This is a genomic window from Streptomyces sp. NBC_01298, assembly GCF_035978755.1.
Classification (GTDB): Bacteria; Actinomycetota; Actinomycetes; order Streptomycetales; family Streptomycetaceae; genus Streptomyces.
In genome coordinates, this window is the sequence record NZ_CP108414.1 from 7,622,832 (window position 1) to 7,640,424 (window position 17,593).

32 protein-coding genes are annotated in these 17,593 nt (G+C 69.3%); 28 read left to right on the plus strand and 4 right to left on the minus strand.

All coding sequences use genetic code 11. The features are described 5' to 3' along the window. Positions 1 to 18 precede the first annotated feature (18 nt). The 21 genes from OG730_RS34770 (at position 19) to OG730_RS34870 (ending at position 13,678) form a co-directional block, all read left to right on the plus strand. Positions 19 to 660: a DNA polymerase III subunit beta family protein gene (locus OG730_RS34770; RefSeq protein WP_327307944.1), complete on the plus strand. Its 642-nt coding sequence runs from the start codon at positions 19 to 21 to the stop codon at positions 658 to 660. Between the two features lie 219 nt (positions 661 to 879). After that, positions 880 to 1,701 carry a PD-(D/E)XK nuclease-like domain-containing protein gene (locus OG730_RS34775; protein ID WP_327307945.1) on the plus strand — a complete coding sequence of 274 codons (822 nt, stop codon included), beginning with the start codon at positions 880 to 882 and terminating at the stop codon, positions 1,699 to 1,701. An 8-nt stretch (positions 1,702 to 1,709) separates the two neighbouring features. Next, positions 1,710 to 2,681 carry an AAA family ATPase gene (locus OG730_RS34780; protein ID WP_327307946.1) on the plus strand — a complete coding sequence of 324 codons (972 nt, stop codon included), beginning with the start codon at positions 1,710 to 1,712 and terminating at the stop codon, positions 2,679 to 2,681. A gap of 73 nt (positions 2,682 to 2,754) precedes the next feature. Beyond that, complete coding sequence (locus tag OG730_RS34785) at positions 2,755 to 3,123, plus strand: hypothetical protein (protein WP_327307947.1); 369 nt, start codon at positions 2,755 to 2,757, stop codon at positions 3,121 to 3,123. Then, positions 3,120 to 3,398, plus strand: coding sequence for a hypothetical protein (locus OG730_RS34790; RefSeq protein ID WP_327307948.1), 279 nt, complete (start codon positions 3,120 to 3,122; stop codon positions 3,396 to 3,398). Before OG730_RS34785 ends, OG730_RS34790 begins: the two co-directional genes overlap by 4 nt. Beyond that, positions 3,395 to 4,360 (plus strand): hypothetical protein, encoded by a 966-nt coding sequence (locus OG730_RS34795; protein WP_327307949.1) that lies wholly within the window; start codon positions 3,395 to 3,397, stop codon positions 4,358 to 4,360. The genes OG730_RS34790 and OG730_RS34795 overlap by 4 nt, the downstream gene beginning before the upstream one ends. Beyond that, positions 4,360 to 6,081 (plus strand): DNA cytosine methyltransferase, encoded by a 1,722-nt coding sequence (locus tag OG730_RS34800; RefSeq protein WP_327307950.1) that lies wholly within the window; start codon positions 4,360 to 4,362, stop codon positions 6,079 to 6,081. Before OG730_RS34795 ends, OG730_RS34800 begins: the two co-directional genes overlap by 1 nt. A gap of 583 nt (positions 6,082 to 6,664) precedes the next feature. After that, positions 6,665 to 6,928, plus strand: coding sequence for a hypothetical protein (locus tag OG730_RS34805; protein ID WP_327307951.1), 264 nt, complete (start codon positions 6,665 to 6,667; stop codon positions 6,926 to 6,928). Further along, entirely contained in the window at positions 6,928 to 8,265 is a 1,338-nt protein-coding gene (locus tag OG730_RS34810; protein ID WP_327307952.1) for an AAA family ATPase, read from the plus strand. Before OG730_RS34805 ends, OG730_RS34810 begins: the two co-directional genes overlap by 1 nt. Then, positions 8,262 to 8,435, plus strand: coding sequence for a hypothetical protein (locus OG730_RS34815; RefSeq protein WP_327307953.1), 174 nt, complete (start codon positions 8,262 to 8,264; stop codon positions 8,433 to 8,435). Before OG730_RS34810 ends, OG730_RS34815 begins: the two co-directional genes overlap by 4 nt. Beyond that, positions 8,435 to 8,875, plus strand: coding sequence for a hypothetical protein (locus OG730_RS34820; protein WP_327307954.1), 441 nt, complete (start codon positions 8,435 to 8,437; stop codon positions 8,873 to 8,875). The genes OG730_RS34815 and OG730_RS34820 overlap by 1 nt, the downstream gene beginning before the upstream one ends. A gap of 96 nt (positions 8,876 to 8,971) precedes the next feature. Continuing rightward, positions 8,972 to 9,250, plus strand: coding sequence for a hypothetical protein (locus OG730_RS34825; RefSeq protein WP_327307955.1), 279 nt, complete (start codon positions 8,972 to 8,974; stop codon positions 9,248 to 9,250). Next, positions 9,247 to 10,005, plus strand: coding sequence for a DNA-methyltransferase (locus OG730_RS34830; protein WP_327307956.1), 759 nt, complete (start codon positions 9,247 to 9,249; stop codon positions 10,003 to 10,005). Before OG730_RS34825 ends, OG730_RS34830 begins: the two co-directional genes overlap by 4 nt. A 180-nt stretch (positions 10,006 to 10,185) precedes the next feature. Further along, positions 10,186 to 10,812, plus strand: a complete 627-nt coding sequence (locus tag OG730_RS34835) for a hypothetical protein (protein ID WP_327307957.1) — start codon at positions 10,186 to 10,188, stop codon at positions 10,810 to 10,812. 74 nt (positions 10,813 to 10,886) lie between these two features. Then, positions 10,887 to 11,279: a hypothetical protein gene (locus tag OG730_RS34840; protein ID WP_327307958.1), complete on the plus strand. Its 393-nt coding sequence runs from the start codon at positions 10,887 to 10,889 to the stop codon at positions 11,277 to 11,279. Next, entirely contained in the window at positions 11,276 to 11,623 is a 348-nt protein-coding gene (locus tag OG730_RS34845; RefSeq protein WP_327307959.1) for a response regulator transcription factor, read from the plus strand. Before OG730_RS34840 ends, OG730_RS34845 begins: the two co-directional genes overlap by 4 nt. Before the next feature lie 106 nt (positions 11,624 to 11,729). Continuing rightward, on the plus strand, positions 11,730 to 12,074 hold the full coding sequence (locus tag OG730_RS34850; RefSeq protein WP_327307960.1) for a hypothetical protein: 345 nt from the start codon (positions 11,730 to 11,732) through the stop codon (positions 12,072 to 12,074). Beyond that, the gene (locus OG730_RS34855; protein ID WP_327307961.1) at positions 12,071 to 12,352 is read left to right on the plus strand and encodes a hypothetical protein; all 282 of its coding nucleotides are present in this window, start codon (positions 12,071 to 12,073) and stop codon (positions 12,350 to 12,352) included. The genes OG730_RS34850 and OG730_RS34855 overlap by 4 nt, the downstream gene beginning before the upstream one ends. Before the next feature lie 199 nt (positions 12,353 to 12,551). Further along, positions 12,552 to 12,875, plus strand: a complete 324-nt coding sequence (locus tag OG730_RS34860; protein WP_327307962.1) for a hypothetical protein — start codon at positions 12,552 to 12,554, stop codon at positions 12,873 to 12,875. Continuing rightward, positions 12,868 to 13,053 carry a hypothetical protein gene (locus OG730_RS34865; protein WP_327307963.1) on the plus strand — a complete coding sequence of 62 codons (186 nt, stop codon included), beginning with the start codon at positions 12,868 to 12,870 and terminating at the stop codon, positions 13,051 to 13,053. Before OG730_RS34860 ends, OG730_RS34865 begins: the two co-directional genes overlap by 8 nt. Positions 13,054 to 13,078: 25 nt before the next feature. After that, positions 13,079 to 13,678, plus strand: a complete 600-nt coding sequence (locus tag OG730_RS34870) for a hypothetical protein (protein WP_327307964.1) — start codon at positions 13,079 to 13,081, stop codon at positions 13,676 to 13,678. Between the two features lie 46 nt (positions 13,679 to 13,724). Here OG730_RS34870 and OG730_RS34875 read toward each other — a convergent pair whose 3' ends face one another. The 4 genes from OG730_RS34875 to OG730_RS34890 form a co-directional block, all read right to left on the minus strand. Beyond that, positions 13,725 to 14,120 carry a GIY-YIG nuclease family protein gene (locus OG730_RS34875; protein ID WP_327307965.1) on the minus strand — a complete coding sequence of 132 codons (396 nt, stop codon included), beginning with the start codon at positions 14,118 to 14,120 and terminating at the stop codon, positions 13,725 to 13,727. Next, entirely contained in the window at positions 14,030 to 14,437 is a 408-nt protein-coding gene (locus OG730_RS34880) for an NUDIX hydrolase (protein ID WP_327307966.1), read from the minus strand. Before OG730_RS34880 ends, OG730_RS34875 begins: the two co-directional genes overlap by 91 nt. Further along, positions 14,434 to 14,871 carry an NUDIX hydrolase gene (locus tag OG730_RS34885; protein ID WP_327307967.1) on the minus strand — a complete coding sequence of 146 codons (438 nt, stop codon included), beginning with the start codon at positions 14,869 to 14,871 and terminating at the stop codon, positions 14,434 to 14,436. Before OG730_RS34885 ends, OG730_RS34880 begins: the two co-directional genes overlap by 4 nt. Before the next feature lie 329 nt (positions 14,872 to 15,200). Then, a complete protein-coding gene (locus OG730_RS34890) occupies positions 15,201 to 15,440 on the minus strand; it encodes a hypothetical protein (RefSeq protein ID WP_327307968.1) in 240 nt (79 codons plus the stop codon). 224 nt (positions 15,441 to 15,664) lie between these two features. Here OG730_RS34890 and OG730_RS34895 point away from each other — a divergent pair, with 224 nt between their 5' ends. From OG730_RS34895 to OG730_RS34925, 7 genes are all read left to right on the plus strand, one after another. Beyond that, a complete protein-coding gene (locus tag OG730_RS34895) occupies positions 15,665 to 16,030 on the plus strand; it encodes a hypothetical protein (protein ID WP_327307969.1) in 366 nt (121 codons plus the stop codon). After that, a complete protein-coding gene (locus tag OG730_RS34900; protein ID WP_327307970.1) occupies positions 16,027 to 16,236 on the plus strand; it encodes a hypothetical protein in 210 nt (69 codons plus the stop codon). Before OG730_RS34895 ends, OG730_RS34900 begins: the two co-directional genes overlap by 4 nt. After that, positions 16,233 to 16,403 carry a hypothetical protein gene (locus tag OG730_RS34905; protein ID WP_327307971.1) on the plus strand — a complete coding sequence of 57 codons (171 nt, stop codon included), beginning with the start codon at positions 16,233 to 16,235 and terminating at the stop codon, positions 16,401 to 16,403. Before OG730_RS34900 ends, OG730_RS34905 begins: the two co-directional genes overlap by 4 nt. Positions 16,404 to 16,537: 134 nt before the next feature. After that, complete coding sequence (locus OG730_RS34910; RefSeq protein WP_327307972.1) at positions 16,538 to 16,834, plus strand: hypothetical protein; 297 nt, start codon at positions 16,538 to 16,540, stop codon at positions 16,832 to 16,834. Positions 16,835 to 16,869: 35 nt separating this feature from the next. After that, the gene (locus OG730_RS34915; protein WP_327307973.1) at positions 16,870 to 17,034 is read left to right on the plus strand and encodes a hypothetical protein; all 165 of its coding nucleotides are present in this window, start codon (positions 16,870 to 16,872) and stop codon (positions 17,032 to 17,034) included. Between the two features lie 36 nt (positions 17,035 to 17,070). After that, positions 17,071 to 17,232, plus strand: a complete 162-nt coding sequence (locus OG730_RS34920; protein WP_327307974.1) for a hypothetical protein — start codon at positions 17,071 to 17,073, stop codon at positions 17,230 to 17,232. A 10-nt stretch (positions 17,233 to 17,242) separates the two neighbouring features. After that, a complete protein-coding gene (locus OG730_RS34925) occupies positions 17,243 to 17,590 on the plus strand; it encodes a hypothetical protein (protein ID WP_327307975.1) in 348 nt (115 codons plus the stop codon). Positions 17,591 to 17,593 lie beyond the last annotated feature (3 nt).

The window sequence follows — 17,593 nt, forward strand, 5'->3', positions numbered from 1 at the left end:
GCATCCCAGGAGACAAGCATGTCAGTACGTCTCAGCGCCTACGACCTGCACAAGGCACTCACTCAGATCGCCCCGCATGTCAGCGACGACTTCGCACTCCCCGTCCTCAACGCTGCACGCCTCGAGGTCGACGGCGGCAACCTCTTCGCCATTGCCACCGACCGCTTCACGATGGCCGTCGCCCGCGTCGGCATCGTCGAGACCGCGACGTGGCAGGCCCACATCCCTGCCGAGCAACTGCCGGCCGTCATCGCCTGGCTCGACGCTGCGGGCACCGTCACCATCACGCTCGAGGCCGCTACGGACGGGGACCTCACCCGCCTCACCTTCGACGACGGCGCAGGCGGGCTGCGGGTCAACACCGACACCAGCGGCTACAGCCACTTCCCCGATTGGCGGAAGTACGTGAGCGAGCACCTGTCGGAGCCGGCCGGGCCGGTCTCGGACAGTGGGCTCGACGTGGGATTCCTCGCCCGCTGGCGGCACGCCGGGGAGAGGTTCCGCGCCTCGCAGGCTGGCTCCCACAAGCCGCTCATCCTGATGGACGACGACGCCACGTTCATCGGCATGCAGATGCCCGTCCGATGGGAATCCGCGGGCCGAGACGAGCTAGTCGGTCAGTGGGTCCGCATCCTGGCGCCCGCCGCAGCAACCGCCTGACCATCCGAGCCGGCCGTCGAGCGCGCTCCAACGCAGCTCCGGCCACCGGCCCTCGCTCCGCCTCCCCCGACGGGGCGAGGGCCGACCCATCCCTGAATCAGGAGAAGCCATGCCCCGCCGATGCATCAACGACGACTGCCAGGACGAGAACGGCCCCTGGGTCCCCACCCCCGACGGCGACGTATGCGAGGACTGCTGGGACGCCCAGGACGCCGAGCAGTGACCGGCGCCGCCGACATCGAGCCTGGCTTGTACGACATCCCGGCCGAGCTGTACCACTCGGATCCGGTCCCCGGCGGCAGCCTCTCCGCCTCGGGCGCCAAGGTTCTCGCCGACTGCCCGGCCCGCTACGCCTACCTCCTCGACCACCCGCAGCCGTTCAAGCCGGCGTTCGAGTTCGGGACCGCAGCCCACACCGTGGTCCTGGGTGACGGGCCGAAGCTGGTCGTAGTGGAGGCCGAGCTCTGGAACACGACCGAGATCAAGGCCAAGGTCACCGCGATACGGCAGGCGGGCGGAATCCCGTTGAAGCAGGCCGCCTACCAGCAGATCTGCGACATGGCCGAAGTCCTGGCCGCGGACCCAGAAGCCTCAGAGATCCTCACCCCGGGCTCCGGAGTAGCCGAGCAGTCGATCTTCTGGACCGACGGTCAGATCTGGTGGCGGAGCCGCTTCGACTGGCTCCGCTCCGACCTGATCGCCGACTACAAGACCACGCAATCGATCCACCCGGACAAGCTCAGCAAGACCGTCCACGAGCTCCGCTACACGATCCAGGAGCACATCTACCGGCGCGGCGCCTACGAGCTCGGCCTGATCCCCGACGGCGGCGCCTTCAAGTTCATCTTCCAGGAGAAGCAGCCGCCGTACCTCGTCCAGGTGGCGGAGCTCGACCCGGTAGCCCGGTACGCCGGCCTGCGAGACACGCACCTCGCAGCAGGCCGCTACCTGTACGGCCGCGAGACCGGCCACTGGCCCGCCTACAGCGAGACCTCCACCGTCATCGGGCTGCCGCCCTACATCGAGCGCCAGTACGCCTAGGAGCCACCGTGTCTCAACTTCCCCCGCCCGTCCGAACCGGCCGGGCACCGCAGCAGCAGACCGACGAGTACGACGACGGCCCCTTCACGTTCCGGCCCGCCACCAAGGACGGCCACAAGGCCCGCCTGTCGATCCAGGGGCCGTCCGGATCGGGCAAGACCTACACCGGCCTCCAGATCTCCGACGGACTCGCCGAGGGCCGCCGCTTCGCGGTCATCGACACCGAGCGCGGAGCCGCCTCTCTCTACCTCGACGACATCAAGGCTCCGTTCGACACGCTACCGATGCACACCTACCACCCCGACAACCTGGTCAAGGCCCTGGCCGTCGCGGCTCATGCCGGCTACCCCGTCGTGATGGTCGACTCCCTCACCCACTTCTGGAAGGGAGCCGAGGGCACCCTCGACCAGGTCGAGAAGTTCGCCAAGGCCAAGTTCGGCGGCAACACGTTCGCAGGCTGGAAGCCCGCGGGCGAACTGCAGAACGACATGATCGAGGCGCTGATGGCCTACCCCGGCCACGTCGTCGCGACGATGCGCGCATCGGAGAAGTGGACCCTCGAACGAGGGAAGAAGGACCCGGTCAGCAAGGGGATCCAGGCCGAACAGCGCAAGGGCATCGAGTTCGAGTTCGGCGTCGCGGCCGAGATGGACAACGAGAACAACCTCTGGTTCATCAAGTCCCGCTGCCCCGCCTTCAGGGACGCCCGAATGAAGCGTCCGCACGGCGGCCGGGACATCGCCAAGCCGTACCTGGACTGGCTGCGGGCCGGCGCCAAGGAGATCGACACCAGCGCGTGGATCGACGCAGCCAGCGCCGCCGACGCCACCCCGGCCAGCCTGCTCGCTCTGTACCGCGAGGTCGAGGCCGCCAGCGCGCTCGCCACCCCGCTCATGCACCCCGAATCCGGCCAGCCGACCAGCCTCGGCGACTACATCCGGATGCGCGGCACCGCCCTGAAGGCCGCCGCTCAGCAGTAGCACCACTCGGGCGGCTCTCGCCCGAAACGAGAGCCGCCCACCCCAGTGAACCGCACGTGAGAGGACCACCGCCATGACCCGTCGCCTCACCGTCGCCGAACGCCACGCCTCCGCCAAGAAGGATCTCCTCCTCGAGGAGATAGCCGACCAGTCCTCGTGGGACCAGTTCCTCGTCGAGCAGGCCGTGTTCGCAGCCATCCGCGCCTACGGCACCACCTCCGCCAACGACCTCCGCGACCTGCTCCCCGAGTTGGGCCATGGCTTCCTCGGCGCCGCGATCAACGCGATGCGGACCGGCGGCCTCATCCAGCACACCGGGCAGGTAGTCCCCTCCACGCTCGACAGCACCCACGGGCATCGGATCTCCGTCTGGCAGTTCACCGACAAGGGCATGGCAGTCGCGGTCAAGAGCGCCGCCGCACGGATGGAGCGGGCCGCATGAGCCCCGGCGACTGGGTGTGGGCCTGCATCGGCACAGCGTCCGGCCTGATCTTCCTCAGCTCCTACGGCTGGGACGTCTGGCACAAGCGCCACACCGACCGCCGCTTCCAGGCCACCGCCAAGCAGGCCGCCCGCGCACCCCGCGACGAGGACGCCGTCCGCACCGACCTGGCCAAGGCCCGCGCCGCACTCGACCTCACCACCTGCCTCGCCATCTGGGACATCACCCCGCACGACATCCCCCACCAGACCCGCCGGACGGAGGAAGACCAGTGAAACCCCTCGCCGACCACGGCACCACAGCTCGCGCCAAGGGCCGCCCCGCAACCGGGGTCAAGGGATGCCCCTGCGCTCCCTGCCGAACCGCCGAAGCCGTCTACGACAAGAAGCGCCGCGTCTTCAACGCCACCGGCCGCACCCTCATGGTCGACACCGCGCCCGTCGCAGTCCACCTCAAGGAGCTCTTCGACGCCGGGGCCGGCTGGAACCAGATCGCGGCAGCGGCCCAATCCTCCACCGCGACAGTCCACTCCATCCTCACCGGCCGAGTCACACAGTGCCGCCGAGTCACCGCCAGGAAGCTCCTCGCCGTCAAGGCCCAGGACGTCATTCCGGCCAAACGGCCCGTGAACGCCTGCGGCAGCATCCGCCGCATGCACGCGCTCCTCGCCCTGGGGCACACGAACAAGGCCATCACCATCGCCAGTGGCGTCGAACACTCGATGCTCAGCGACCTCATCAACGAACGCCTCGCGATCGTCACCCGGCATGTGGCAGAGCGCATCGACCTCGGCTTCCGCACCCTCGCCGGACGACAGGGCACCTCAGCGCGAAGCATCAACCGGGCTCGCCGCAACAACTGGGCACCCGCAGCAGCCTGGGACGAAGAGAGCATCGACGACCCGGCAGCCCACCCCGAGTGGACGGGTCACTGCGGCACCGACCGCGGCTTCTGGACTCACCGCCTCCAGAAAATCCTGATGTGCCAGCCGTGCGAGCAGGCCCACTCCGACTGGAAGACGGCGCACGCGCACCTCGAGCCCCGAGCTCGGATCGCCGCGGCGCATCGGGCCCGCTGCGCCGCCTCCAACCGCGGCTCCGAGCTCGCCGAAGACGGACGCGAACTCCTCCGCCTCGGCTGCAGCCCCGACCAGGCCGCCGAACGGCTCGGCGTCACCCGTCAGCACCTACAGCAGGAACTCTGCCGCCACCCCGAGACTGCAAAGAAGGCCGCCTGATGTCCACCGGAGCCAACAAGAAGGCCCTCACCGCCACACACCGGCCGGCCACCAGGCGCCGCAACTTCCGCCACGACGACCTCATTGCCGTCGACCTGTTCTCTGGCTTCGGCGGCCTGACTCGTGGCATCGAGATGGCTGGGTTCACCACGATCATGGCCGCGAACCACAACAGCTACAAGGTCGAAGTCCACGAGGCGAACCACCCCGACGCCGAGCACTGGATCGCGGACCTGGTCGACCCTGAGGCGGCGGACTACCACTCCGCCCGCGACCTCCCGCCGGCCGACCTCCTTGTCGCTGGCGTGAGCTGCGTCAACCACTCCCAGGCCAACACCATCAAGGCCTACGAGCAAGGCGCGACGCTGTTCGACTACGACGACCCCGACTACGAAGCACGGGTCACCAAGTCCGAGCGGGACCGGGCCACCGCGAACTGCGTCCTTCACTACGCAGCCCAGCACCACCCGCGGCTGATCCTCGTCGAATGCACCACCGAACTCACCTCGTGGGGACCCGCAGTCCAGGGCCGCGCCAAGGTCGGAGACGGCACCACCTACCGGTGGTGGCTCAAGCAGTTCGACCTCCTCAACTACCGGCACAAGGTCCTGTACCTGAACTCGCAGTTCTTCGGCGTACCGCAGTCCCGCGACCGGCTGTACATCGCGTTCTGGGACAAGGCCCTGCCCGCCCCCGACCTCGAGCACCGGCCAGCCTCGCACTGCCAGCACTGCGACAAGGACGTCGAGGCCGTCTGGACGTGGCGCACCGGGGTCCCCCCGACCGGATCGGTCCGCTACGGCAAGCAGTACGAGTACCGGTGTCCTAGCTGCCGCCGACCCGTCGTCCCGCCCATGACACCCTCGCTGGCGGCCCTGGACCTGACCACCCTCGGCACCCGCATCGGCGACCGGGTGAAGCCCCTGGCACCCGCAACGATGGCCCGCGCAGAGCGCTGCCGTAAGCGGTTCGCCGACTTCCCAGCGGTCCTCATGCCGGCGAAGTCCGTGCACGGCTCGGAGAGGCACCCGTGGCAGCCGATGGCCACGCAGACCAGCCAGCAGGAGACATCGATCCTGTCGACCGGCGCCATCCTCGCCGCCGCGGGCAACACCTTCGAACGACCGGGATCCAACTGCCGCACCCGCGGTCTCGACCAGCCGCTGTGGGCACAGCCCGCCACGAACACCACCGGCCTGATCACACCACCGGTCGCACTCGCCGTGGCCAACTACCAGGGCGGCCCCCGCGGCGCCCACGACCCGCTGCCCACCCAGGTCGGGTCAGAAACCCTCGCAGTGGTGTCGTCCGGGGTGATCCCGTTCAGGAAGAACACCCTGGCCGCGATGCACGGCGAGGCCATGCCCACCGTCACCTCGGACCAGATCCCGGGACTGCTCACGGCCGCCGGAACGATCAGTCACCGTGCAGTCGAGTCGCTGCTGGCCGCAGAGTGGCGAGCCGCACTCTCCGACCTGTCCCTCGAGGACTGCTACTTCCGAATGATGGCCGCGCACGAGGTCGGACGCGGCTGCGGCTTCGACGTCGACTTCGCCGGCTACAGCGGCACCTTCACCGTGTGGGGCTCCGCCCGCAACCAGGTCGACGGGTTCGGCAACGCCGTATCCCCGCAGGTCGGCGAGTGGATCGGCCGTCGGCTCCGGGCCGTCATCCACACCCGCCAGGACAACAGCCCAGAACTCGCCGCCGCCGCGGCCTAGCCGACCACCACCCGCACCAGCCAGAGAGAAGCCTGCCGTGACCTTGGACGCCATGCACTGGGTGTGGAACCACTCCCAGTCGAGGGGCAACGCCCGGCTCGCCCTGCTCTTCGTGGCGGACCAGGTGCGCACCTCAGCTTGCGAAGTACGGCTCAGCTACGCGGACTTCACTGCGGCATTGAACGCTTCCCGCTCGGTGGCAAAGTCCGCCGTGAAGGCAGCTGCCGAGACGGGTGAACTTCAGATCATCGAGCAGGGCAAGGGCACCCGCTCTTCGCTGTACGCCCTGCCGAAGGCCGTCGGATTCGTCCGGCCCTCCCTCGCTAGTGGGCCGGAATCAGGCCCACTAGCGCCCCCCAAGCCGACTCTTAGTGGGCCTGATTCCGGCCCACTAAGCCCAGACCATGATCACGCTAGTGGGCCGGAATCAGGCCCACAGTGGGCCGGAATCAGGCCCTCTAGTGGGCCGGAATCAGGCCCACACTCCCCATTCCCATCACCCAGCAAGCAAGAGGGGGAGCCGGAAGGGTCGGCCGACGACGACTACGGCATTCCGGCAGCAGCACGACCGCTCATGGATCGGATGACCGCCAGCGGCATTCGGGTCCGCTGGCCGTTCAAGGGAAACCAGTGGTTCCCCCTGCTCTCCCTGATCGAGAAGTGCGGCGAGGACGCCCTCGTCGAGTACGCCCGCCGAACCGTCGACCGGACACCCGTCGACTCGGTCAAGTACTTCCTCCGCGGCTGGGCCGAACTCCCGCCCAAGCCGGCGCACGGAACCCCCGTCCACGTACCGCGGCCCCACCTCCGGGCCGTCGGCTCTCCCGAAGACCGAGGCATCTTCTGATGACGACCGACCTCGAACCACCCATGGACCTCGAAAGCCAGTTCTTCGAGCGCACCCCGCCCAACGACGAGGCCGCCGAAATGAGCATCCTCAGCGCCTGCTTCTTCGACCGCGACGTCTGCAAGGCCGTCGTCACCAACCTCGACCCCGCCGACTGCTACAAGCCGGCCCACGAGACCATCCTCGGCGCCATCGGCGAGATGTACGCCCTCGGCCAGAAGGTTGACCCGATCACCCTCGGCAAGTACCTCGGTGAGACCGGCAACCTCCAGCGCGTCGGCGGCAACCCGTACCTGTTCAACATCACCAACAACACGATCCGCATCGCCAGCCCCGACCACGCCCTCGACTACGTCGAGATCGTCCAAGGCCATGCCCGCCGCCGCGAACTCATCAAGCACCACGCCGCGGGCATGCAAGACGCCTACGCCACCCACACCCCGACCGGCGAGCTCATCGAGAAGACCATCGCCGACGCCCGCGACATCCGAGACCGCGGCCAGACCGGCGCCGACCTTCCCACCGAAGACATCCTCGACTTCGTTCAGCACGAGGACGTCTACGACTGGGTCGTCCCCGGACTGCTCGAGCGCTCCGACCGGCTGATCCTCACCGCGTCCGAAGGCGGCGGCAAGTCCACCCTGCTCCGCCAGATGTCCGTCACCCTCGCCGCCGGCATCCACCCGTTCAAGACCTTCGAGATGATCGACCCCGTCCGGGTCCTCACCCTCGACTGCGAGAACTCGGCATCCTCCTCGCGGCGCAAGTTCCGCCCGCTCCTCGAGGCTGCCGCCCACATTGAGCAGCCCATCCGCCGCGGCATGTTCCACATCGAATGCCAGCCCGCCGGCCTCGACCTCACCCGCGCTAAAGACCGGGCCTGGATGATGCGCCGCGTCGAACGCATCAAGCCCGACGTCCTGATCATCGGCCCGATTTACCGCCTCCACGCTGGCGACCCCAACTCGGAGGAGCTCGCCCGCAAGGTGTCCGTTGTCATCGACGACGCCCGCGCCACCGCCGGGTGCGCCGTCCTCATGGAAGCTCACGCCCCCCACGGCAACGGCATGGGACCGCGGTCTCTCCGGCCCCTCGGCTCGTCACTGTGGATGCGGTGGCCCGAGTTCGGCTTCGGTCTGCGCCCCGTCGAGGACGAAAAGTCCGCCATGAACGTCGAGGGGGCCCGCGGCCGGCGCGTCGTCCCCTGGCGCGGGATGCGTGACGAGCGGGACTGGCCCGTCTTCATCCGGCAGGGCGAGAAGTGGCCTTGGCAGTCGTACCGGCCGATCGACGCCGACGAGTTCACCGGCTACTCCCCGACAGGAGCGATCTGGTGACCGACACCTGCCCGAACTGCCTCGAGCGCGGCATAACCCCGATCGCATCCCGCCGCCGCGGCCAGCACCTCGCCCACGGCTACCGCTGCCCCCGCTGCAACCACCAGTGGGCCGTCGGCCGCCTCCCCACCGCCTACCCCACCCACACCGAGACCCGAAAGGCCGCCTGATGGACGTCAATCCGCTACCCCGCCTCGGCTACTGCCCCGCCTGCTCCGATGAGATCCGCGTCCGCGCCGACGGCACCCTGTTCCAGCACTCCAGCCCCGGCTGGCCCCGCTGCCCCGGCAGCCGTCGCCCCGTCGGCCTGCTGGAGCCCACCTTCGTCCGCTGGCTGCACGCCAACGCCGCCCGCAAGGACGCCTACACCAACCGGGTCACCCACCTCGCCCAGCACAAGTTCCGCGGCTGCACCCGCAGCCCCAACCGGACGCCAGCCGACATGACGTGGACGACCGCCGAAGAGCTGCACGACGAGCTTCACCGGCAGCAAGTCCGCCTCACCGGCTCCGAGAACCGGTCCGGGTACGGCGGGACGGAGCGCTGCGACTGGGTGTGCCGCGACGTCGCCACCGCCGGCCGCATCTACGCCGAGCTGGCCGCCTCATGACCGCACCCGGCACCCCCTGCCACGACGACGGCGTCCAGCGACCCGACAGCAGCCCGTCCACGCCGCTCGCTACACCGAAGCCGGAGGAGAAGCAGCATGACCGACACGCCCCCCGCAGTCCTCGAGCTCGAGGCGGACGGCTGCCGTACCTGGCAGCTCACGCCCCGCAACATCAGCCGCGTCGACAACGACATCGACAAGCTCGGCGTCTTCGCCAAGGGCTACTGGGCCGCTGGTGACGACGGCCGTCTCGAATGCGTCGGCCTCCGCATCGGGGAGCGTCCCGGCCACGTGATCGCGTACTACGGCGACTGGATCATCCGGCACCCCGACGGCGGGTTCACCGTCCACCCCGGGCCCGAGGTCGCACAGTGAGCCCGCAGCCGTACTACGCCGACGAGCAGGTCCAGCTGTACCTCGGCGACATGCGGGAGGTGCTGCCCAGCCTTGGGGCCAAGGCGGATTTGATCTTGGCAGATCCACCGTATGGCGAGACCAGCCTTGCCTGGGACCGGTGGCCCGACGGCTGGCCCGCCCTCGCCGCCACGGCCGCCTCGTCGATGTGGTGCTTCGGCAGCATGCGGATGTTTCTTGACCGGCGCGCCGACTTTGACGGCTGGAAGCTCAGCCAGGACGTGGTCTGGGAGAAGCACAACGGCTCCGGTTTTGCAGCGGACCGGTTCAAGCGCGTCCACGAGATCGCCACCCACTGGTACCGAGGCCCCTGGTCGGCCATCACCCACGAGGTGCCGACAGAGAAGTCAGGCCGTCGAGGCGGCGGCGAGGGCGGGATGCGGGCAAGGGCATCGGCCCGCGACCACACCGGCAAGATCGCGGCGAAGACGTGGGACGGCTCGGACGGGTCCCGGCTATTGCGTTCCGTGTTCAAGATCCGGTCCATGCACGGGCGGGCCCTGCACCCCACCGAGAAGCCGATCGGCATCCTCGACCCGCTGATCCGCTACGCCTGCCCGCCCGGTGGCCTTGTCGTCGATCCGTTCGCCGGCTCCGGCAGCACCTTGGACGCCGCCCGCCAGTCCGGCCGTCGGGCGATAGGCATCGAAGCGTCGGAGGCGTACTGCGAGGCCGCGGCCCGCCGACTCTCCAACCTGACGCTCGAGGCGATGTGACCGCCCCCGAGCTCGAGCGGCTCTACGCCGAGGAGTGGCCCACCGGCAGCTTCGGCGGCCCCCGCCCCGCCCCACGACGCCGCCCGCACCCGCCCCGTGCCACGACGAAGCCGCCGCCCAGCATTACGCCGACCTCGCCGCCGCCGTCTACCGCACCCACCGAACCCGAAAGGCCACGCCATGACCGATCAGCCCGCCCTCAACCTCGACGACGTACTCCCCGCCTGGGAAGCCAGCTACGAACCCGGCAACGTCTCCGACTACCTCATCGGCTACACGAACAGCGAAGCCGCCGCGAAGGGGGCAGCAGAGGCCTGGGTGCTGTCCCAGAGCGACAAGGACCCGGCCGCCCTGGAATGGGTGGAGGCTCCCGGCGGTCGCCACTTCGACGAGCAGTACGAGCTGATCCAGATCATCGACGGCACCGTGGTCGGCATCGGCGTCACCGTCCGCCAGCGGCGGGCGCAGGCGGAGCCGCTTCCCGCCCGCCGACAGGTCACCGAGTTGGAGCACGATGCCGCCTGGCACGCCATCGAAGGCGCTGCCGGCGAGGAGGGCGCCGACCCCGACACCGTCTTGAACGCCGTCCTTGCCGCACTCGGCATCGACCCGCCGGAGGTCGACGAGATGGCTGCCAGCCTCCGCCGCGACGGTTTCGGCGCCGAGGAGATCACCGAGATCCTGCGGCACGACGACGCCCTGTGTGGGCACTGCGGCGTCCCCAAGGCCAGCCACCACCACCCGTGGACCAGCACCGCCGACACCATCGCCAGCGCCCCGCAGCACGCCGCAGCCCCCACCCCGTGACACGGAAGGCCAGCCGCGGGCTATGCGGCTGGCCGTCCGATCCCGATCATCTCACCGCACCGAAGGAGAACCCGATGGCCGCCACCGAACTGAACATCTGGTACTGCAAGCTGTGCCGGAAGTCCTGCAAGGTCGTACCCCCAGTCGAGGCGCCAGCCTGTCAGTGCCCAAGCCCGGTATCTGACCTGCACCCCACTCTCGTCACGCCGGTCGTCGGCCCCCCGGTCCGGCCGCTGCAAGCCCTCACCGACGAGGAGGCCCGTCTCCGCAGCCTCGTCCGGAAGAAGCAGCGGGTGCGGATCACCTACGAGGCTGAAGTCGTTGAAGGCTGGACGCGGACGGACACGTCCGGCATCAAGCACGTCCAGTTCATGGTCGCCACGGCGGACGGTGAGCGGCATGTGGTGAATCCGCAGCAGCCCGGCGTTCGGATCGAGGGTCTGCCGCGTGACGAGGCCGCGTCGTGACCGCGCCCGCCCGGCCGGTGCTGACCGAGCGGCAGACCGAGCTCCTCTGCCTGACCGTGCTCGGCCTGACCCTCGAGGAGATCGCCCGCCGTTGGGGTGTCGAGCCGGTCACGGTCCGCGGGTACAGCCATCGCCTGTGCCGCCGGCTGGGCGCCCGGCACTTGGCCCACGCCGTGCACCTGGCCCATCAGGCAGGTCTGCTGCGGCGGGAACGCCATGGCGACCACCCCGGCTACGAGGCGCACTTGAGGCGCCGGGACCGCATCTGCAACCTCTGCCGTGACGGGGAGCGGGCGTACCGCGCGGCGCTGAAGGCCCGCCAGACGCCACAGGAAGCCGCCTAGCGGCCTCGCAGGGCTCCAGCGTCCCTCGCGAGGCTGGAGCCCGCTACAGAGCCCCTGAGGGCCCGTACAGCCGATCCGCACCCAACCCGACAGCCCGGAGGACCAGATGAAGCTCGAGACCGCCGAAGAAGTCCGCAAGTTCCTCGTGCTCTGCCTCAAGACCCGGACCATCACCAAGCTCGCCAAGGTCTTGCCTGGCTGGCTCAGCGACCAGCTTGACCCTCACGCCCCTCACCTGGCCGAACTCAGGGAAACCGCCGCCCGCCTCGACCGTGAAGCAGAGCGGGCTCACCGCGCCTACGCAAAAGCCCTCGGTGTCTGGATCGCTGCCGACGCGGAGCCGCCCCGCCCTGCGGTCAGCTCCTGCATGTGCGGCTACCCGGACGACGAGGGCGCGCACCACCCCACCGACGGCGCGCCCTGCTACATGGCCGAGAGGGCCGGCCAGTGACCGCCCGCCCTCTCGCCGTCGGCGACGTCATCCACGGCTTCGCCTACGGCGCGTTCGGCCGCGACCACTACCACTGCGTCCGCATCGAAGCCGTCGGCCCCGACTGGATCGTCGCCCGCGACCCCGACCGGGACGACGAAGGCTGGCCCAGCTTCACGTCAGGCCGTCGCTCCCTCGAGCTGTGCCAGCAGGCCCGAGATGAGCCCTGCCCCGTCGACAGCCCCTGCCCGCGCGGCGCGCCGGCGCCACCGCTCACCACCTACGGCGTCACGCGATGACCGGCCAGCTGCTGCTGTGGGAGCCGGAGCCCTGCCACCAGGCAGACCCGGCCCCCGCGGCCCAACCCCGAGTCTGGGCGACATGCCCCAGGTGGATCGACCCCGAGTCCGGGCGGGCCAGCGGCGGATGGCGACAGCGAGTCCCCATCGGCGACGACGACCTGCACATCGAAACGATCACACCACCCGGGAGGTACCTGTGAACGCCGACGAGCTCACCCTCCGCGACCGGGCCATCGACGCCGTCGGCCAAGCCCTCAACGACGCCAACTACTGGCTTCCCGTCGAAGGCCGGCCCATCGCAGTCGACGCCGTCCTCGCCCTCGTTAGCCCCAGCACCCACCCCGCCCTCGACCTCATCCGCGCCAGCATCACCGCCCACGAGACGAAAGCCGACGAAGCGCACGACGCCGACCGCCACCGCAGCAGCAACGAACACGCAGCCATCGCCGCCGGACTCCGCATCGCCGAAGCACACATCCTCGCCGCGCTCGAGCCGCCGAAGGAGACCCCCGATGCCTGACCGCATGGACGAACCCGGCATCTGCCCCGACTGCGACGGTCTCGTCGTCACCACCTGGAACGACCTCACGCCCTTCCTCCGGAGCATCAGCTACGACGGCGGACCGGAAGTCCACGCCGAAGTCTGGATCGCCATGGCGCCCGAGCCGTGTGACAAGCCGCAGCCGCCCACCGCCTGACCCGCCCCGCACAAGGAGCTCAGCCGTGAACGCCATCAGCGCCTGCGCCATCTGCCGGAACCCGTCCACCGTCCGCGTCCATCCGGGGTGTGAGGCCCGCCTCGATGAGGGCCTGGCCGCCTTGCCCCGCCTGTACCGCGAGCTCGAGCAGCACCTCGCCCCCGGCCGGCGGGGAGACTCCGGCCGGTCTGGCAGCAGGACCGCGCCCCTGCCGGTCAACGAGAGGGTGCTCGATCTTCGGGCCCGCGGCGGCATCGAGGGAGTTGTCACCACCTGGGAACGGGACGCACGGGAGACCCTCGGCTGGGATCCGGCGCCGTTCCGCGGCGACGTGCAGCAGACCGTCGACGGGGCCGTCGCGTTCCTGCGGGCCCAAGTCCCGTGGTTCTGCGACGCGCACGAGGCCGTCTTCGAACTCGCCCAGGACGTGCGCCGGCTCCGCGCCGAGTGCGAGGCCATCGTCGGAGGCGAGAAGCCACCCCGCCGGATACCCGTCGCCTGCCCCTGCGGCACCGTCCTCAAGGTCACCCTCGACACGCCAGGAGTGCGGTGTCCCGGGTGCGAGCGGCAGTACGGGCATGCCGAGGTGCTGCAGCTGCCCATGGCGGAAAGGTCCGCGGCATGAAGAAGCCCCCACAGCTCAGGCTGTGGGGGCAGTCGCGCGTTTGGGGTCAGGCTGCCTGCGTGCGGCTACTCCACGGAGCGTCGTCGTAGGCGGGGTGATGCCGGCGGTTGTGCAGTGGCAGTTCCGCCCTGATCGAAGACTTCTCGGCGGCCTCGGCCTCAATCCGCGTGTCGAACCACTCGACGGTGTGCGAAGCGATGTCGTGGCGCCAGGGCTTGGGCTTCTCCCAGCGGTGCACCTTGATGCGCTCCTCTGGTTTCGTCGCGATCCCGATGTAGATCAGCACGCCGGAAGCGTCGAAGAGGCGGTAGAGGCCAGTGCGCCCAGGGTCAGGCATCCAGGGCTGATGCGTCACGGCACCAACACCTCTTCCAGGTAGTCCTGCACAGGACCGAACAGCCCCCAAGGCACGTAGGTGGGGATCTCCTCCAGTCGGATCCATGCGACCTCAGCGAGTTCCTCCTCGTCGGCGACCCGGGCCTCCCCACCGACGACCTCGCACGCCACGTAGGACATGTGCCGGCCGGTCTGCGGGTGTACTCGTTCGCCCAGCGGCTTGATCACCTTCACCTCCAGGTCGACCTCCTCGGAGGTCTCCCGCACCGCGGCCTGCTCCGGCGTCTCGCCGTCCTCGATGCCACCCCCCGGGAATGCCCAGAGCAGCTTGCCCTCCCGCTCCCGCCTCCTGATCATCAAGACACGTCCGGCGTCCGTAATGATCGCGGTGGAGATTCCCTGATCAGTCGTCGTCTCGGTCATTCGGATACCCCCAGGGCGTCGAGGACGGGCCGGTAGATCCGGTCCGGCTGGATGAAGCGGGTCAGGCTGGTGATCGGCACGAAGGCGGCCTCCGCGTTCTCGGCGGCGTCCAGGTTGGTGGCCTCGCCCATGAGGTGGTCGCAGAGCAGGTATGACGCGTGGACCCCAGTCTTGGGGTGCACGCGGGAGCCGAGCGGTTCGCGAACTGCGCAGTGAACGCCGGTCTCGGCGCGGGTCTCCGCGACGGCCACAACTGCGGGGTCGGCCCCGGGCTTGACCATGCCGGCGGGGAACTGCCAGTGCAGGTCTCCGCCGTCCCGTCGCTGGACGAGGAGGACTTCGGCGCCACGGAGAACGACGGCGATGGCGATACGTAGAGCCTGGGCCGTGGTGTCGAGGGGTGGCTGGGCTAGGCGGGCAAAGCGTAAGCGCACAGGGGCAGGGGCCTTCTCGAGGAGGGTGTCCAAGGCGGACTGGATCTCATTCACCGGCACCACTTCGGGGTTCGCGTGCCAGCTCGCCACGGTCCGGGGTGCGACACCGAGCCGACGGGCGAACGCCTCACCGCTCATTCGATGTGCGGCCTGGAGTTGGCATGCGGCCCGTCCGGTCCACGTGTCGATGACTTCCACAATGTCGCCCTCGCGGTCTCGTGTCATTCGACCTGCACAATCACTGCATGATCGCCGCAGGCTGGCTGCGGCGGCAGTGCATCGTCAGCCACACCCTGGCCGAGTTGACTCAAGGCATGGAGATCAGAGCCTTATCTAGCGGCGCGGGAGATCTGTTCAGCCCGCGAGCCGGTGACGCCGAGCATCCGGCCGACCGCCGCCCAGGAGCGTCCGTCGTAGAGGGACTTCGCGACCTCGGCCTTCACCTGCTTGACCTCTCGGTCGATCCGAGCCTTCAGCTTCTCGGCAGCCTCGTACCGCTCTACGTCATCACTGATGGCCGTGAGTGCACTGATCAGGGACTTGGTCGCGGTGTCGAGGGCTTCGGTCATGACCCGAGAGTAAGGGCGAATTCCGACCACTTCAAGCAGTTGCTTGACGTGGGTTCGGCGGCGCCCTACTGTCTTACTCAGCGGTTCCAAGCAGCGCTTGGAATTGCCGCTCACTCCTACCGGCCTCGGCCGCGAGCGGCCCGCCCCACAACAAAAAACGGACTGGCCAGTGACTCCTACATCGCCGGCCAGTCCTGCCACCAGGATCTTTGAGAGGACCCCTGATGGATGCCACACAGCTTAGCTCTACCCTGCCTCGCTTCACCCCGGCCCTCCCGGTGACGCCCCTGCGGCTCGTCCCCGGCGACCGCCCCACGCTCGACTTCGTCTTCGACACCCCGCTCGCCGAGCTCACGGCCGAGCTGCATGTCGAGGTCATCACCTCCGAGATCACCGACCCGGACTTCTTCGGCTGCACGGTGGTCCGAGGTTCCCGCATCGTCGTGATGCTGTCGCCGAACCTGGGCGACTTCGAGGTGGACTTCTTCACCCGCTACCTGACGGCTCAGGCGTACCGGCTGGAGATGTCGCCGCTGCCGACGCCGTTCGACGTCGAGGTCAGCCCGATGCTCGAGGGCGTGTCGGCATGAGCGACTACACCCCGCTCCGCGAGCCCGGCGGCGACACCCCGGTCTACTCCGTCGACTTCAGCGTCGAGAGCGCACGGGAGGTGCTGCGCGAGCAGCAGGCCGCGAACATCCACTCGACGTTCGCTGTGCTCCGGGCCGCCACACAGCTCGAGACCGCCCTGCGGCAGCTCCTCGCCAGCCTGGACGCCGATGGGCAAAAGCGGTGAGCGCCTCCGCCCAGTCGGGCCACAGCATCGTCGACCAGCCGGCCACGGCCCAGACCTGCAGCCGCGACTACGAGGCCGCGCAGTCCCAGCGCTCGGACCCGCAGGGTCACCACTACGCGGACGACCGCGGCGCCCTCGGTACCGGCCAGCAGCACACCCACCGGTGACCAGGATTCTCGCCCGCTGGCGGTGCCGTCACTGCGACACCTGGAACGGTGCCCGCGACGTCCGCCGCTGCCACTGCTGCAAGACGCCCCGCTAAACCCCACCCTCCCGGCACGACCAACCGAGGAGCACAGCCATGCCTGAAACCACCTGGCCCGAGGGCGTCATCGCCCGCTACCTGACCGTCACCGAGGCCACCGTCGACCTGACCCACACGCCGCGCTTCTACCACGGAGACGAGGTCGGAGCGACGGTCGCGTCCTGCACCGGCTGCGGCAAGGACACCAAGGCGGACTGGGTCCGCTTGGTCTGGGACTCCACGAAGGGCCGGTACACGGACCGGACCAGCGGCTCCAAGGCCGACACGGAGGCCCGCAAGTGGGCCCAGGACCACGCCGAGACCTGCCGCGCCATGCCCCGCCCCACCGCCTGACCCCACCCCCGCCTGACCACCGAAGGAGCTCAGCCATGTCCAATCCCACCGCTGCCGCGATCGCTGCCGAGGCCGCCCGCCACGCCATCGAGAACCCGAGCCTGCAGAACCTGCAGACCGCCCACGCCATGCTCCAGGGCGCCCAGGCCGAGGGCGCCACGAACGACGAGTTCAAGGCCGCCGCCGACAAGCTCCGCTAACCCCCACCCCGCCTGACCGCCGGAAGGACCACCGCCGTGTCGCACCTGACCCTGATCCAGGCCGAGACCGAGGACGCCTGGTACGAGCACAAGACCCTGCAGCAGCTCAATGCCGAAGCCGTCCAGCTTGTCGCCGTGGTCCAGGTCCACGAGTTCCTGCAGACCTCCGCCGACATCGACCTGCCCTACGCCGCCTGAGGAGTCCGCCATGCGTATGCCCCGCCCGCTCGCCGACGTGATCGCTTTCTGGCGCGACCTTCCCCGCCACCCCCGCGAGGTTCTCCTCGTCCGTGGCCACCACCAGTGGCTCGGCGCCGCCTACATCGCCATCATCCACCTGCCGTGGGTGATCAACGGGACCACGCCGCCGAACTGGATGTGGCCCCTCCTCGTCTTTTTCTACCTGCACTTCGCTCTCGACGTGACCGGCTGGGTCCTCCACGTGAAGTGGGCCTCGGACGAGATCTGGAAGTCGGTCGAGTGCCCGATCTGCGACGCGGACTACGAGGACGAAGACGACGAGCAGGGCACGACGGCCGCCACCGCCGTCCAGTAGGAG

What these genes read in the sequence shown, in the direction of transcription:
- OG730_RS34770 (WP_327307944.1), top strand. Translation starts at nt 19, where the DNA reads ATGTCAGTACGTCTCAGCGCCTACGACCTGCACAAGGCACTCACTCAG.
- OG730_RS34785 (WP_327307947.1), top strand. Translation starts at nt 2,755, where the DNA reads ATGACCCGTCGCCTCACCGTCGCCGAACGCCACGCCTCCGCCAAGAAG.
- OG730_RS34790 (WP_327307948.1), top strand. Translation starts at nt 3,120, where the DNA reads ATGAGCCCCGGCGACTGGGTGTGGGCCTGCATCGGCACAGCGTCCGGC.
- OG730_RS34800 (WP_327307950.1), top strand. Translation starts at nt 4,360, where the DNA reads ATGTCCACCGGAGCCAACAAGAAGGCCCTCACCGCCACACACCGGCCG.
- OG730_RS34805 (WP_327307951.1), top strand. Translation starts at nt 6,665, where the DNA reads ATGACCGCCAGCGGCATTCGGGTCCGCTGGCCGTTCAAGGGAAACCAG.
- OG730_RS34810 (WP_327307952.1), top strand. Translation starts at nt 6,928, where the DNA reads ATGACGACCGACCTCGAACCACCCATGGACCTCGAAAGCCAGTTCTTC.
- OG730_RS34820 (WP_327307954.1), top strand. Translation starts at nt 8,435, where the DNA reads ATGGACGTCAATCCGCTACCCCGCCTCGGCTACTGCCCCGCCTGCTCC.
- OG730_RS34825 (WP_327307955.1), top strand. Translation starts at nt 8,972, where the DNA reads ATGACCGACACGCCCCCCGCAGTCCTCGAGCTCGAGGCGGACGGCTGC.
- OG730_RS34835 (WP_327307957.1), top strand. Translation starts at nt 10,186, where the DNA reads ATGACCGATCAGCCCGCCCTCAACCTCGACGACGTACTCCCCGCCTGG.
- OG730_RS34840 (WP_327307958.1), top strand. Translation starts at nt 10,887, where the DNA reads ATGGCCGCCACCGAACTGAACATCTGGTACTGCAAGCTGTGCCGGAAG.
- OG730_RS34850 (WP_327307960.1), top strand. Translation starts at nt 11,730, where the DNA reads ATGAAGCTCGAGACCGCCGAAGAAGTCCGCAAGTTCCTCGTGCTCTGC.
- OG730_RS34865 (WP_327307963.1), top strand. Translation starts at nt 12,868, where the DNA reads ATGCCTGACCGCATGGACGAACCCGGCATCTGCCCCGACTGCGACGGT.
- OG730_RS34875 (WP_327307965.1), bottom strand. Translation starts at nt 14,120, where the DNA reads ATGGATCCGACTGGAGGAGATCCCCACCTACGTGCCTTGGGGGCTGTT.
- OG730_RS34880 (WP_327307966.1), bottom strand. Translation starts at nt 14,437, where the DNA reads ATGACCGAGACGACGACTGATCAGGGAATCTCCACCGCGATCATTACG.
- OG730_RS34890 (WP_327307968.1), bottom strand. Translation starts at nt 15,440, where the DNA reads ATGACCGAAGCCCTCGACACCGCGACCAAGTCCCTGATCAGTGCACTC.
- OG730_RS34895 (WP_327307969.1), top strand. Translation starts at nt 15,665, where the DNA reads ATGGATGCCACACAGCTTAGCTCTACCCTGCCTCGCTTCACCCCGGCC.
- OG730_RS34900 (WP_327307970.1), top strand. Translation starts at nt 16,027, where the DNA reads ATGAGCGACTACACCCCGCTCCGCGAGCCCGGCGGCGACACCCCGGTC.
- OG730_RS34910 (WP_327307972.1), top strand. Translation starts at nt 16,538, where the DNA reads ATGCCTGAAACCACCTGGCCCGAGGGCGTCATCGCCCGCTACCTGACC.
- OG730_RS34915 (WP_327307973.1), top strand. Translation starts at nt 16,870, where the DNA reads ATGTCCAATCCCACCGCTGCCGCGATCGCTGCCGAGGCCGCCCGCCAC.
- OG730_RS34925 (WP_327307975.1), top strand. Translation starts at nt 17,243, where the DNA reads ATGCGTATGCCCCGCCCGCTCGCCGACGTGATCGCTTTCTGGCGCGAC.